This is a genomic window from Mycobacterium sp. 050134 (assembly GCF_036409085.1).
Taxonomy (GTDB): Bacteria; Actinomycetota; Actinomycetes; order Mycobacteriales; family Mycobacteriaceae; genus Mycobacterium.
In genome coordinates this window covers 15,184-28,475 of sequence record NZ_JAZGLV010000034.1, presented here as the reverse complement: position 1 = coordinate 28,475, position 13,292 = coordinate 15,184, and the positions used below count along the sequence as shown (strand labels likewise).

Here is a 13,292-nt window from a genome sequence, read left to right as displayed (position 1 = left end):
AAATACTTTTCGCGCGCCAGCGCGAACTCAGGCGTAGTGCGGGCGCAGGTTCAGCCGCAGCATGCGGTCGAGGAACCGATCCGAGCCGACCCGGGCCAGCCGCGCGAGGACCGCGGCGTCACGCCCGATGGTGTAGCGCGTGCGCGGGCGCGAGACGGTCGCCGCCTTGACGATCACCTTGGCGGCGCGGTCGGCGGGCAGGCCGTCCGCGCCGAACGATCTCGCCTGCGCCATGATGGCGGCGATGAGATCGTCGTAACGCGCCGATTGCCCGGCGGTCATGCCCGCCACCAACCGCTCGGCGGTGGACACCCCCCGCTCGGCGATCTCCGTCTTGACGGCGCCCGGTTCCACCACGACGACCTTGACCCCGTGCGCCGCGACCTCGCGGCGCAGGGCGTCGCTCACGGCCTCGAGCGCGAATTTCGAACCCGCGTAGGCGCCGTAGGTCGGCATAGCCACCCTGCCACCGATCGAACTGATGTTGACGACCGTCCCCGAACTGGCCAGCAGGGCCGGTAGGAGCGCCTGGGTCATCGCGATGTGGCCGAACAGATTGACCTCGAACTGCCGGTGCCATTCGGCCATCGGGAGGATCTCGACCGGCGCGTTGACGGCGATCCCGGCGTTGTTGATCAGAGCCCGGAGCGGCCGCCGCAGCGGGTCGCGCGCGACGCGATCCGCAATGGCGCGCACGTGCGATTCCACCGTGATGTCCAGGATGTGGGGTTCGATGCCGTCGGCCCGCACCGCGTCGGCGTCGACATCGCGGCGGACGCCGGCCAGGACATGGAAGCCTCGGCGCGCGAGCTCACGTGCCGAGGCCGCCCCCATGCCCGTCGAGGCGCCGGTCACGACGATCAGTTCCCGGGGTTCCGGCCGGTTCGAAACGTTCATCGGATCTCTCTTGGTGAGGCGCAAATTGAGTTGACACTGTCAACAAAATCTAGCCCGCTGAGTTGACGCCGTCAACCGAAACCGAAGGCGCTTATGCTTCTGCTGGTGGCGACACGAGCGGAGACCGCGGCGGCGACACGCCAGTCGCTGCTCGATGCCGCGGGGGCGCTGCTGGATATCGGCGGGCCGGAGGCGGTCACGCTGCGCGAAGTCGGTGCGCGAGCCGGCGTGTCGCGTTCCGCGCCCTATCGCCACTTCCCCGACAAGGAGAGCCTGCTCACCGCGCTCGCCACGGACGCGTGGAGCGAGCTCGGCGACGCCCTGGAAGCCCTTGCCCGAAGCCATGATTCGCCGGATGCCGCCCTGCGCGCCGCCCTGCTCTCGCTAGTCACGGTCGGGCGGACCCGTCCTCACCTGTACCGCCTGATGTTCGCCGTTCCCTCGGGTGATCCCACCGCGCTGGCGCGGGCCGCCGAACGCACCCAGGACCTGTTCCTCGAGATCGTGGCCCGCATCGTCGGTCCGCGGCGGGCGCGACAATTCGGAGCGCTGCTACTGACCAGCGCCCACGGCATCACGGGCCTGGAGCTGAGCGGTCACCTGGTCTGGGACAAGTGGCAGACCGACGCCGAGCGCCTCATCGACACGGTCATCGGCCTGCTGCCGCGCGCGAAGGAGCGCCCGGGGCGGGCCTAGAACAGCCGGCTGTCCGGTGCTGGGCCCGGCACCGAGCGGACCAGGCCAAAACCGGTCACGAGCGGCAGGTCCAGCGCGGACAGCAGGCCCGGCGGTGCGGAGCACACCGCCGGGATGGCGTTCACCATCCGGGAGGCGCCGGCGATGCGCGCCCCGAGGTCGTGGTCGTGGTCCTCGGCCATCTCGAATTCGCACCGCATGCTCGGCGAGCCCTCGATCTCGACGCGATAGAGCCCCCGGCCGGAGGCCAGGCCGAAGCCGAGGTCCTTCGGCGGAATGGAGATCAGCGGCTGCGGCCAGTCTGGAGCGATGTCGTCGCACATCCGCGTGACGTGGTCGAGGACGAAGGTCGGCCTGTCCCCGACGTAACCGGTCAGGGTGGAACGCATCGCCCCGATCGTCCCGGCCGCGACGTGACCCGTCGGAGTGTCGAACGATTCGGTGGCGGGGACGCGCTCGTTGGTCTCCTCGATGTTGTCGATCTTGACGCCCAGGCCGGCGGCGAGCTGGTGCAGCACCGTGCCCCAGCCGAAGGCGAACATCCCCGGCTGGGCGGCGAAGGCCTGGTATTCCGGCGGCTGGCCGAACCCGAGGATTTCGTACACCGCGGCCTTGTCGGGGTAGGTGGCGTAGTTGAACATCTCCGTCACCCGCACCGATTCGATCACCCGCGATACCCCGGTAAGGACCAGCGGCAGAACGTCGTTCGCGAAGCCGGAGTCGATGCCGGTGGTGAAGAACGACGCACCGCCGTCCAACGCCGCCCGGCGCAGCGGCTCGGCGAACGCGGCGTCGACCGCGTCGGGAAAGACCAGCGGCACCACCGAGCACGACACCACGTTCTTTCCGGCCCGCAGGGTGGACGCCATGTCCTCGACCGCCTCGAGTGGCCGCAGGTTCGCCCCGGCGGCGTAGACGACCACGTCCGCATCACCGGCGAGCATGGCGGCCGGGTCCTGCGTGGCCGTCACCCCCACCGGGTCGATCCCGCACAACTCCCCGGCGTCGCGCCCCGCCTTGGCGTCGCTGTGCACGACGACGTCGACCAGTTCCAGCTCCGGGTGGTCGATGACTCCCCGCAGGGCGATCACACCCATCGACCCCGGTCCCCAGACTCCCACCTTGTACACGATTCTCCTAAAATTAGGATTCATATCGTTATTATTTGGGCGGATGGTAAGGAGCGGGTCATGCCCACGTCAACCGTGAAATCGCCGCCCACCACCCGGGTGATGGACGTGCTCACCGCCCTGGCGGATTCGCCGCACGCGAAGACGTCGGCCGAGCTGGCGAAGAGCTGCCGGATCAGCACCTCGACGTGCGCCCTGGTGCTCGCGGAACTGGAACGGCGGGCGTGGGTGACCCGGCGCGAGGACCGTCGCTACGTGCTGGGCAGCGGGCTATTCGGCCTGGTGCACGGGCTGCGGACGCAGTTCCCGTTGCTCGACCGCGGACGCGAGGCACTGCGGCTCCTGCATGACACGCTGGGCGCGGGCTGCTCGATGTCCAAGATCGGCGGACGGCACCTGAGCACCGTCGATGCGGTCGGCCACGGCACCGACGGCGGGCACGCGGTGGGTCAGCGCTTCCCGATCGATCCGCCGTTCGGCCTCGTCGCGATGGCCTGGCGGGACGAGGAATTCGTGCGGGCCTGGTTGCACCGGGTGCTGCCCCGGTTGAGCCGCGCCGAAATCGCGGAGCACCAGCGCGTGCTCGCGGACATCCGGGCCCGCGGCTACGGGGCGTGGCGGTTCGACGACACCCATCAGTCGCTGCACAACCGGCTCGCCGGCGTGCTGGCGTCTCTCGAGCCGACCGCCCAGGTGACCCGCCAGCTCACCACACTGATGACGATGGTGACACTGCAGTCGGTCACCGATTCGCTCGAATCCGAGCTGTCGTCAACCGAATTCGTGGTCCTACCTATTTTCGGCCAGGACGGTCAGCCGGAGTATCAGGTCGAGATCCACCTCGGCCACCCGACGGGCCTTACCCTGCCGGCGCTTGACGACGCGCTTCGCCGCGCTCAGGCACTGCTCGGCGCCGGGCCGGCCTGACGGGGCGGGCTGACTAGGCTGGCGGGATGGCTGCCAACGCGGAGATCCGGCGTGCCGCCGACCGGGCCGCCACCACGACGCCCTGGCTGCGGTCGCTGCACTCGTTCTCCTTCGGCGATCACTACGACCCGCACAACACCCACTTCGGCTTGCTCCTGGTGAACAACGACGACATCGTCGAGCCGCTAACCGGATTCGACACGCACGCCCACCGTGACATGGAGATCGTCACCTGGGTGCTACGGGGCGAGCTCACCCACTCCGACTCCGCCGGCAACCACGGGGTGATCTATCCCGGCCTGGCGCAACGCATGTCGGCCGGCAGCGGGATCCTGCACTCGGAGCGCAACGAATCGGCCACCCAGGCGGTCCATTTCGTGCAGATGTGGGTTGTCCCGGAGGTGACCGGCATCGCGCCGGACTACGAACAGCGTGAGATCGGCGGCGACACCCTGGACGGTCAGCTGGTTCCCGTCGCGTCCGGCATGCCGGGCCATGACGCGGCCATCGGACTGCACAATCGCCACGCCGCGCTGCACGCCACGCGGTTGCGGCCCGGCGCCGCGGTGTCCCTGCCGCGGGCGCCTTACGTCCATGCGTTCGCCGCCCGCGGCCACGTCACCCTCGAAGGGGTCGGCGAGCTGCGCGAGGGCGACGCGGTCCGGTTCACCGACGCCGACGGCCGCCTGCTGACGGCCGTCGAACCGGCCGAGCTGCTGGTGTGGGAGATGCACGCCACGGTCGGGCTCAGCACATAGAGTGTGCACGACAGACAGGAGCCCGCATGTCCCAATCGCAGCCGCGGCACGCGGCGCCGAACCCGAAGCGCGATGTCAAGGCGATTCGGACTGTGCGCTTCTGGGCGGCGCCGCTGCTCATCACGCTGGCCCTGATGTCGGCGCTGTGCGCGCTCTACCTCGGCGGCATCGTCAACCCGATGACGAACCTGCGCCACTTCCCCATCGCCGTGGTCAACGAGGACGCCGGGCCGACGGGGGCCCAGATCGTCGACGGCGTCGTTGCCGGATTGGACAAGAACAAGTTTGACGTCCGCGTCGTCTCCCACGACGAGGCGCAGCAGCTGATGGACAGGGTCCAGGTGTACGGCGAAGCCGTGATACCGCCGACGTTTTCGTCGCGGCTGCGCGAGTTCGGCGAGAGCGCCGTGGCACCCATGCACGTGGAGCGGCCCGCGATCACGATCGCCACCAACCCGCGGGCCGGCACGCTGGGCGCGAGCATCGCCGGCCAGACGCTGACTCAGGCGATGGCCGTGGTCAACAACCGCGTGGGCCAACGACTTACGGCCGATGTCGCGGCCCAAGCCGGTGGGGCACCCCTGACCGGGGCCTCGCAGCTGGGCATCGCCAATCCCATTGACGTCAAGTCCACCGTCTACAAACCGCTGCCCAACGGCACCGGCAACGGGCTGTCGGCGTTCTATTACGCCCTCCTGCTGCTGCTCGCCGGCTTCACCGGCAGCGTGGTGGTGAGCACGCTCGTCGATGCGCTACTCGGCTATGTGCCAGCCGAATTCGGCCCCGTCTACCGCTTCGCCGAACAGGTCAGGATCTCACGGTTCCAGACGCTGCTGGTCAAGTGGGCGATGATGGTGCTGCTGGCACTGCTCACCTCGGGCGCATACCTGGCGATCGCGCACGGGCTCGGCATGCCGATCGACCACGGCTGGCGGCTGTGGGCCTTCGGCGTCTTCGCGATCGCCGCGGTCGGGGTCACGTCCAGCTCCGTGCTGTCGGCGCTGGGCTCGATGGGCCTGCTGGTCAGCATGCTGATCTTCGTGATCCTGGGCCTGCCGTCGGCGGGCGCCACGGTTCCCCTGGAGGCGACGCCGCGGTTGTTCCGCTGGCTGGCCGAGTTCGAGCCGATGCACCAGGTGTTCCTCGGCGTGCGGTCGCTCGTCTACCTCGACGGCCGCGCGGGCACCGGCCTGTCCCAGGCGCTGACGCTGACCACGATCGGCCTCGTGATCGGCCTGCTCTTCGGGGGCATCATCACGCACCTGTACGACCGCAAGGGCTTCCACCGGATCCCCGGGGCGGTCGCGATGGCGATCGCCGTCGAGCACCAGGCGGCCTACCAAGCGCGCCAGGGTAAGCGCACCGAGGCCGATCAGCCGGAAGCCGAAAGCGTAAGCGAGCAAACGTAATTCGAGCGTCGCCTGAGCTTGACCCGGTCGTTATCTATGTTGACAGTGTGACTGGTGTGACTAATGCTGTTGTCATTGCATCCACATCAGGGCCGAAAGGGCTACCGTGCAGACCTCAAGCGCAAGCTTGCGCCGGCTGGCTGCCTGCTGCGCTGCCCTCGTCACCTGCGCCGTCCTGACGGCGACCCTCGGGCAGCCCATCGCCCGCGCCGCCGACGGGCGAGACCTGCTCGCCAGCGCCATCAACTCCACCAGGGGGTCCTACCTGGTCTACAACTTCGGCCCGGGCCATCCGGCGCCGATGCTCAACGCCGGCGGCGGCTGGTACGAGATGGACAACGGCGGCCACCTGATGATCATCAAGAACGCCGCGGGCCGGCTGGCGCCGCACCTGCTCGTCGACACCCATCAGGGCGACCAGGCGCGCTGTGAGAACAATCCGGCGGCTCGCACCAGCGAGGGGCTGTGGCAGGCCTCGGAGGTGTACGCGCCGCTTCAGGCGTGGCAGCGCATGGGCCAGCCGACCATCGCGATCAACGCGAACTTCTTCGACGTGCGCGGGCAGAAGGGCGGCTCGTGGCGCCAGACCGGGTGCAGCTCGCCGCTGGGCGCCTTCGTCGACAACACCCGCGGCCAGGGCCGCGCCAACCAGGCCGTGACCGGCACCGTCGCCTACCCAGGGAAGCAGGGGCTCTCCGGAGGCGGGGAGAGCTGGAGCGCGCTGACGACGATGATCCTGCCGTCGGGCGGCGCGCCGTACGTGGTGTGGCCGCGGACGAAACAGGACTACGACGCCGCCACCCCGGTGGTCCAGGATCTGCTCAACAAGAACGAGCGATTCGTCGCGGTGTCGGGCATCGGCCTGTTGGCGCCGGGCAACACCGGGCAACTGCACGACGGCGGACCCAGCGCGGCGCGAACGGCCCTGGCCTACGCCAAACAGAAGGACGAGATGTACATCTTCGAGGGCGGAAACTACACGCCCGACAACATGCAGGATCTCTTCCGCGGCCTCGGCAGCGACACCGCCATCCTGCTGGACGGGGGCGGCTCCTCGGCCATCGTGCTGCGCCGCGACACCGGTGGCATGTGGGCGGGCGCCGGCTCCCCCCGGGGGTCGTGCGACACCCGCCAGGTCCTCTGCGACTCCCATGAGCGGGCGCTGCCCAGTTGGTTGGCGTTCAACTAGGTTTCGGCCCCCACCGGAAGATCATCAGGCTGGTCGCGACCACGGCGGCCGTGAGGGCGAACACCGGGGCGACGACGAACCGCGACATCGTCGCGCCCACCAGCGCGCCGGCGCACATCGTTGCGACGACGCTCAGGCGCAGCCCTTCCCGCGCGCCGGTGCCGCCGCCCAGCCTGCTGTCCAGGCCGAGGCTGACAATGGTCGACGTCAGCACGGTGGTGGACAGCTCCTGGATCCCGAACTGGCGTGCGCTGGAATGCTGCAGCCCGAAGGTGACCGCGAGCAGCCCGATCATGATGAGCTTCGAATTGTCGTGGTAATGCAGCACACCCGCGCCGGCCAGCACCGACAGCCCGATCAGCAGCACGATCTCCGTCGCCAGCACCGTGGTGATCCACGGTCGCGCGCGCTCACCGAAGAAGCGTGACACTCGGCCGCTGACGATCGTGGTGCAGACGAAGGTCGGCAGCGCCACGACGACCGCGGTGAGGTCGATGCTGGTTCGCGGCGCGAGCCAAAAGCCAAGGAAGATCACGTTTCCCGTCATGTTGGCGACGAAGACGTGCCCGAGCACCAAGATGCTGATCGCGTCGGCGAGGCCGGTGGCAAAGGTCAGCAGCAGCAGGGCGACGACCGTGGAGCGCTCGGATACGGGGGAAGTGACGGCCACTAGACGTGGGGGGTCAGGTCCAGCGAGGTGATGGTGGTCATCCTGGTGACCAGCCAGCGGCTGCCCGAGCGCTTCATGAACAGCCGGTACGACAGGTACTTCAGCGACGGGATGTTCTTGGTCAGCGGGCTGGTCGATGACGTGTTCGTGTACACGATGACGACGGCGTTGGAGTCGTCGATCGATTCGACCGCCGCGCCGGTGACTTCGGTGCTGTTGGTGATCTTGGCCTGCTTGTTGGGCGCGACGATCGCGTCGATGAACTTGCGGTACTGGGCTTCGAAGTCGCCGCTGAGGTAGGCCGCCGCGCGGTCGGCCAGGCCGTCCATGTTCTCCGGCGTGTAGGTCCACAGCGTGGTGATCGCGTTGGCCGCCGTGCGCGCGACGTTCATCTTGGTCGCGGCGGCGGCGCGGTCGGTGAGGTACGGCTGCACGGTCGCCCCGGCGAACGCCGCGGAGCCGACGAAGAGCACGGCGGCCAGCGCCACGGCGATGGGGAGCCACTTGCCCGCGAGGCGTTTGGTCCGGACTCGACCACGCTTGGCGGGCGCCTCGGGCGTTTCGTCGACGGTGGTCCCCTCGTCGGTAGCCGCGGCGGGCGCGTCGTCGGTCAGATCACCTGCTGCAGGTTGCTGATCTTCCACTGCTTCCCTTCCTGCGTAGCGGTAGCCGTCCAACGGTTCGTGTTTTCGATGACCTGCTTCTCGTCGGGCGATTTGGTGCTGACCGCGGTCGCGACGATGACGTTGACGCTCCCGTCGTCGTTCCATCGCTCCACCCCGGCGCCGAGCACCGTCCCGGTGGCCGGTTCGGCACGAGCGATCTGCAGCAGGATCTCGTTCGCCTTGTCGCGGTACCGCTTGGCGAACTCGCCGGTCGCCTGGGCCTGCACGCGGGTCACATAGTCGTTGGCGTGAAACGGGTCAATGGAGGTGAACTGCGTCATGAACCCGGTGACGTAGCTGAGCACCTCGCGGTCCCTCGACTCGGCGCGTTCGGAGGACTGGTAGGAGATCAGCACCAACGCCGACACCGCGATCGCGGCGGCCATCAACACCGCTGTCACCGTGCCGGTCACCGGCAGCAGCCACGACCGCCGCGCCGGCAGCGGCTGCTCGACGAACAGCGGCTCCTCCCCCGGCTGGACTCTGCGCCGCGGACTCACTTGCCGCTCCCGGAGGGCTTTGGTTTGGTCAGCACCGCAAGATCGTCGACGCGCCAGCGGTCGTCCCCGCCTTTGGCGAACACCACCCGGACGGTGGCGGTGATGTACCGCTCGTCGGGCGCGGCGCCCCGCCGGCCCTGCAGGAACAGCAGCATCGTCGCCCGCTCCGGGGCCGCGTCCAGGACAGCGCTGTTGACGGGCCAGTACTCGTTGATGACCGGGTTGGCCTTCCGCACGATGTCCTGCTGTGCCGCCAGCTGGCCGCGGTACTTATCGGTGGCCAGCGACCGGGCGCGGGCGAAGTCGTCGGCCAACGATTTCGGATCGTAGGTCAACATTTGGGCGACGATCTTCGGCCCCTGGACGGCGATCTCGGTCTTGGTCTGTTGGGCGGCCCGGTCGTGCGCGTACACCACCACGCCACCCACGGCGGCGCCGCCGATGCACAACGCCGTCGCCGTCGCGAGGACGCCCAGCACCCAGGGCCGCACGTTGGGCCGCGGGCCGTCGGCGCGCCGCACCTCGGTGCGCAACAGCATGTCGGCGAAGGTGCGGCCACGCGAATCCCACAGTGGCCAAAGCCATCCCACCACCGACGCGGTGTCGAGCAGGTGGGCCAGGTCCCGGAGCAGCAGCGCCCACGGCGTGGGGGCCGATCCGTCACGCCGGGTCACCGCGATGCCGAACAGGGCGCGCCCCAGGCTCCACCCGGTGACCGTCGGCAGCAGCAGCCTGTTGAGCAGCATCAGCAGAATCGCCAGCCCGCCGAAGGCGACACACACCCACCACCACACCGGATGCTGCGGCAGGCTCAACGCGACGAGCGCCATCGTGACGACCACCGCCGCGCCGGGCAGCGCGTCCACACTGATCGCACCCGCACGAATGCGCCACGGAGCCAACGCTTCTGGTGATAACTCACGAACGGTGGTGGCCTGAGGCTCCTCGACCACCACGGTCACTTCGTCACCTGGTCGAGCTTGGCGATCTTGTACTCGCCATCCGCCAGCGCCATTGTCACCCGCAGGCGATATCCGGTCTCTTTCTGCTGGTCGTTGCTGTCCACCTTGACGCGAAGCGCGACGAGCACATCGATCGATCCGTCGCCGTTGTTGCGCTCGACGGCCGCCCGCACGTCGGACACCTGAACGTGGACGTTGGCGGCCTGGTAGGCCTGAACGATCATGCTGGTGTAGAGCAGGGCTTGGGAGTGGAAAGCGTCCGTGCCGCAGTCGATGATCTTCTTCTCGCTGGCGGCCATCGCGTTGGTGTCGGGCGCCTGGGTCGCCGAAACGCAATCGACCGCCGCCTTGAGCGCGGCGGCGTCGTTGCGGGCTATGGTCTGCGCCTCTTGATGGAACCGCAGCGCGAAGTAGCCGCCCGTCCCGATCGCCGCCGCACACAGCACGAGCGCGGCGGCGATGCCGGCCTGCCAGCCGCGGCCCAGGCGCGACGGCCGACGCGCGACCTCGGCCTCGGTCTGGGCCTCCGGCTCGGCCCCGGTTTCGGCCGCACCCGCGGGCTCGGCTTCGGCCTCGGTCGGCTCCTCTACCGCGGGGGCGGTGGCCGTCTCGTCGGTCTCGTCGTGGACGACGTCCGACTCCTGAAGATCCGTTGACCTGAAGGTGCGGTTGCGCCTACGCAGACGACGATTCGTCGGCATGGGTGAGGGGTTCAGCCGGCTGGCGCCAGCATCTCCTTCCATCCGTCGTCTCCTGTTTTGGTCGAGTTTTCGACGGAGTACTTGACCCCGTCGGGCCCCACCAGCTGACCGCTCTGCGGGCTGTACATCGCGACTGGGGGCCCGCCCGGAGTGTAAACACACGGGTTGGGCTGCTGGCCGTTGCACTGCACCGTACCCGATCCGGGCCGCGACAACGGGTCGCTGACCGGTGGCGGCGTTCCCGAGACGCGGTCCGACGGGGCCGGGTTCAGGCCGTTGTCCACCGACGGCGCCGGGATCACCAATCCCGGCTTGACCGGCTGGTCACAGCGGGCCGCGGGTGCCGGGCACGTGAGGATCTGGTTCGGATCGCCATACCAGGGGTTGGTACCCGCCGGCACGTACGGCTTAGGGTCGCGGCACTCGCGTGGCGTGGCCGCCCGCTTGCCCGGGACGTCGGTGCAAGGGATGTTGCGCGACCCGCGCACGCTGTTGGCCGGGGTGTCCATCGGGATCTTGCAATACGTCCCCGACGGCAGCGGCTGCATGCTCGTGTCGGCCGGCGACCGCCACTCCGGCGCCGGGATGAACCCGGTGAGGCACGGCGGCGGTTGGTTGATGGACAGCGCGAGGTCCAGGGCCGCCTGGTTCGGGAACGGGGCGGCCACCGTCTGGGCGATCGACGCGCCCTGCGGCAAGAACACCAGCACCTGCTCCACACCCGCGTGGTAGCGCTTGAGCAGGTCGAACACCACCTCGAGGTTGGCCAGGGTCTGGGGCAGCGAGTCCCGGACGTCGTTGAACACCTCGTTGACCTGATCGGCCGTCGGCGCGGCCTGGGACAGGATGCTCCGCACGTGCTGGTCGTTCTGGGCGGCCTGGGCCGACAACCTGTTCAGGTTGCGGGCCCAACGCTCGATGGCGCTGCCCGAATTGACTTGGCTGTCCAGGATCGGTCCGGAGTGCTGGATGAGGTCGTTGGTGTCGGAGATGTTGGTCTTGAAGTCACCGACGATCGCCTGCGTCCCGTCGACCAGGCGCTGCAGGGCGGGGCCCAATCCGCCGACCGACTGGGCCGTCTCGTCGAGCAACGAGCTGATCTTGTCCTTCGGCAGGGCGGCGAGCCCGCGGTTGGCGGTGTCCAGGGCCGGTCCGATCTCGCTGGGCACCGTGTTCTTGCACTTCGGGCCGGGCCCGCAGGTGATGGTCTGCCCGTCGGAGAAGAACTGGTGGGGATTGCCGCCGGTCGACTCCAGGTCGAGGTACTGCTCACCGACGGCCGAGACCGAGTGCACGTTGGCCGTGGCGTCGACCGGGATCTTGTAGCGGCTGTCGAGGCTCATCTTCGCGTGGGCACCGGTCTCGGTGGGCTCGACGTCGGTGACCTTGCCGATGGTGATGCCGCGGTAGGTCACGTTGGCCGTGGGGTACAGGCCTCCGGACGCCGGCAGCTCAGCGTTCAGCGTGTACCGGCCGATACCCACCAGGCTGGGGATCTGCAGGTAGTACACACCCAGCACCAGGATCGAGATCACGGTCATGATCCCGAAGATGATCAGCTGGCGTCTGATGAACGGTGTCAGCAATTCCTATCCGCCCTTTCCACCAGCGGTCCGCCCGGCGCGTCATTGGGGTTCGGCGTGTAGCGGACGTCGGGGATCATCGTCTCGGGGTCGCGGCCATACGACTGCTCCAGCGCCCGGAGCGCACCCGACAGCCCGGTGCCGGTGAGGAACGCGTTGTCGACCGCGCTGTAGGTGACGTCGAGCGTCAGCGAGAGGTTGATGTAGTCACCGCGGAACAGCTTCGGCACCGTGTCGATGTCGAACGGCTGGGTGAGGATCAACTTCAGCGCGCCGATCAGATACGGCGAGGCCTTGCCGAGCTCCCTGAGCGGGCACTGCAGCGCCTGGAGATCGGTGTGCAGCGGTCCGCGCGCCTCCGACAGGTACTGGTCGGCGGCCTGGCTGAGCCGCCCCAGCGAGTCGACCGCGTTGATCAGCAGGTTCTTGGTATCGGCGAAGTGCTTGATCAGCGGCGGGAGGTCGGTGAGCACCCGGTCGAGCACGTCCGCCCGGCCACCCACGTAGGCCAGCAGCCGGTTGGTGGAGTCGATGGCGTGGGTGATGTCGTCACGCTGCTGGTTGAGCTGGTCGGTGAAGGTGTCCAGCTTGCCCAGGAACGAGCGGATCTGGTTACCCCGCCCGTTGAAGATGTTGAAGACCTCGTTCTGCAGCACCTCCAGGTTGGGGATGCCGCCGCCGCGCAGGATCAGCGACAGGCTCGCGAGCGTCTGCTCGGTGGTCGGGAACGCCGAGGAGTTCTTCAGCGGGATGGTGTCGCCGTCCTTGAGGAGCTGCTGCGCCGGGTTCGGCGGGGCGGCCAGCTCCACGTGCTGCGAACCCAGCAGCGAGGTCTGGCCGATCTTGGCCGTGGCGTTCTTCGGCAGCTTGACGTTCTTGTCGATGCCCAGTGTCAGCGTGGCGATCCAGTTCTTCAGCTGAATCGACTTGATGGACCCGACGAAGACGTCGGCGACCATCACCTTGCTGTTGCCGTTGATGGCCAGGGTGTCCGGCACCTGCACATAGATCGTCATGGCGCCCGAGCCGCTGCCCGGACCGCCGGGGATCGGCACGTTCGAGATGCCCTTCCAGCCACACGAACTCAGCGCCACCGCGGCCACCCCCAGCACCAGCGCTTGCCACGCCCGGTGCCGGATCAGCCCGGCGACGCTCCTCGCGCGCCTCAGTGCCCGACGGTTCGGCTTGCTCCTCGCGCGTTCCGC

At 68.7% G+C, this 13,292-nt stretch carries 14 protein-coding genes; 5 read left to right on the top strand and 9 right to left on the bottom strand.

From position 1 onward, the window contains the following. Positions 1-27: 27 nt before the first annotated feature. Positions 28-897 (bottom strand): SDR family oxidoreductase, encoded by an 870-nt coding sequence (locus SKC42_RS26060; protein WP_330967123.1) that lies wholly within the window; start codon positions 895-897, stop codon positions 28-30. A 105-nt stretch (positions 898-1,002) separates the two neighbouring features. Here SKC42_RS26060 and SKC42_RS26055 point away from each other — a divergent pair, with 105 nt between their 5' ends. Next, entirely contained in the window at positions 1,003-1,593 is a 591-nt protein-coding gene (locus SKC42_RS26055) for a TetR/AcrR family transcriptional regulator (RefSeq protein WP_330967122.1), read from the top strand. Here the strand turns inward: SKC42_RS26055 and SKC42_RS26050 are convergent. After that, positions 1,590-2,723, bottom strand: a complete 1,134-nt coding sequence (locus SKC42_RS26050) for an NAD(P)H-dependent amine dehydrogenase family protein (RefSeq protein ID WP_330967121.1) — start codon at positions 2,721-2,723, stop codon at positions 1,590-1,592. The two genes, SKC42_RS26055 and SKC42_RS26050, sit on opposite strands and share 4 nt — an antisense overlap. A 60-nt stretch (positions 2,724-2,783) precedes the next feature. Here SKC42_RS26050 and SKC42_RS26045 point away from each other — a divergent pair, with 60 nt between their 5' ends. The 4 genes from SKC42_RS26045 (at position 2,784) to SKC42_RS26030 (ending at position 7,006) form a co-directional block, all read left to right on the top strand. Next, a complete protein-coding gene (locus SKC42_RS26045; RefSeq protein WP_330967120.1) occupies positions 2,784-3,650 on the top strand; it encodes a MarR family transcriptional regulator in 867 nt (288 codons plus the stop codon). Positions 3,651-3,676: 26 nt separating this feature from the next. Next, positions 3,677-4,408, top strand: coding sequence for a pirin family protein (locus tag SKC42_RS26040; protein ID WP_330967119.1), 732 nt, complete (start codon positions 3,677-3,679; stop codon positions 4,406-4,408). A 26-nt stretch (positions 4,409-4,434) separates the two neighbouring features. Next, positions 4,435-5,817, top strand: a complete 1,383-nt coding sequence (locus SKC42_RS26035) for a YhgE/Pip domain-containing protein (RefSeq protein ID WP_330967118.1) — start codon at positions 4,435-4,437, stop codon at positions 5,815-5,817. A gap of 79 nt (positions 5,818-5,896) precedes the next feature. Further along, positions 5,897-7,006, top strand: a complete 1,110-nt coding sequence (locus SKC42_RS26030; protein WP_330967142.1) for a phosphodiester glycosidase family protein — start codon at positions 5,897-5,899, stop codon at positions 7,004-7,006. Here SKC42_RS26030 and SKC42_RS26025 read toward each other — a convergent pair. The 7 genes from SKC42_RS26025 to SKC42_RS25995 are packed head-to-tail and all read right to left on the bottom strand — an operon-like array spanning position 6,999 to position 13,256. Then, positions 6,999-7,676, bottom strand: a complete 678-nt coding sequence (locus tag SKC42_RS26025; protein WP_330967117.1) for a YoaK family protein — start codon at positions 7,674-7,676, stop codon at positions 6,999-7,001. The two genes, SKC42_RS26030 and SKC42_RS26025, sit on opposite strands and share 8 nt — an antisense overlap. Beyond that, positions 7,676-8,320: an Mce protein gene (locus tag SKC42_RS26020; RefSeq protein ID WP_330967116.1), complete on the bottom strand. Its 645-nt coding sequence runs from the start codon at positions 8,318-8,320 to the stop codon at positions 7,676-7,678. Before SKC42_RS26020 ends, SKC42_RS26025 begins: the two co-directional genes overlap by 1 nt. Further along, complete coding sequence (locus tag SKC42_RS26015; RefSeq protein WP_330967115.1) at positions 8,287-8,841, bottom strand: mammalian cell entry protein; 555 nt, start codon at positions 8,839-8,841, stop codon at positions 8,287-8,289. Before SKC42_RS26015 ends, SKC42_RS26020 begins: the two co-directional genes overlap by 34 nt. Continuing rightward, on the bottom strand, positions 8,838-9,803 hold the full coding sequence (locus SKC42_RS26010) for an RDD family protein (RefSeq protein ID WP_330967114.1): 966 nt from the start codon (positions 9,801-9,803) through the stop codon (positions 8,838-8,840). The genes SKC42_RS26015 and SKC42_RS26010 overlap by 4 nt, the downstream gene beginning before the upstream one ends. Beyond that, entirely contained in the window at positions 9,800-10,546 is a 747-nt protein-coding gene (locus SKC42_RS26005; protein ID WP_330967113.1) for an Mce protein, read from the bottom strand. Before SKC42_RS26005 ends, SKC42_RS26010 begins: the two co-directional genes overlap by 4 nt. After that, on the bottom strand, positions 10,516-12,090 hold the full coding sequence (locus SKC42_RS26000; RefSeq protein ID WP_330967112.1) for a virulence factor Mce family protein: 1,575 nt from the start codon (positions 12,088-12,090) through the stop codon (positions 10,516-10,518). The genes SKC42_RS26005 and SKC42_RS26000 overlap by 31 nt, the downstream gene beginning before the upstream one ends. Further along, positions 12,084-13,256: a virulence factor Mce family protein gene (locus tag SKC42_RS25995; protein ID WP_330967141.1), complete on the bottom strand. Its 1,173-nt coding sequence runs from the start codon at positions 13,254-13,256 to the stop codon at positions 12,084-12,086. Before SKC42_RS25995 ends, SKC42_RS26000 begins: the two co-directional genes overlap by 7 nt. Positions 13,257-13,292 lie beyond the last annotated feature (36 nt).

What these genes read in the sequence shown, in the direction of transcription:
- SKC42_RS26060 (WP_330967123.1), bottom strand. Translation starts at nt 897, where the DNA reads ATGAACGTTTCGAACCGGCCGGAACCCCGGGAACTGATCGTCGTGACC.
- SKC42_RS26005 (WP_330967113.1), bottom strand. Translation starts at nt 10,546, where the DNA reads ATGGAAGGAGATGCTGGCGCCAGCCGGCTGAACCCCTCACCCATGCCG.
- SKC42_RS26040 (WP_330967119.1), top strand. Translation starts at nt 3,677, where the DNA reads ATGGCTGCCAACGCGGAGATCCGGCGTGCCGCCGACCGGGCCGCCACC.
- SKC42_RS26045 (WP_330967120.1), top strand. Translation starts at nt 2,784, where the DNA reads ATGCCCACGTCAACCGTGAAATCGCCGCCCACCACCCGGGTGATGGAC.
- SKC42_RS26035 (WP_330967118.1), top strand. Translation starts at nt 4,435, where the DNA reads ATGTCCCAATCGCAGCCGCGGCACGCGGCGCCGAACCCGAAGCGCGAT.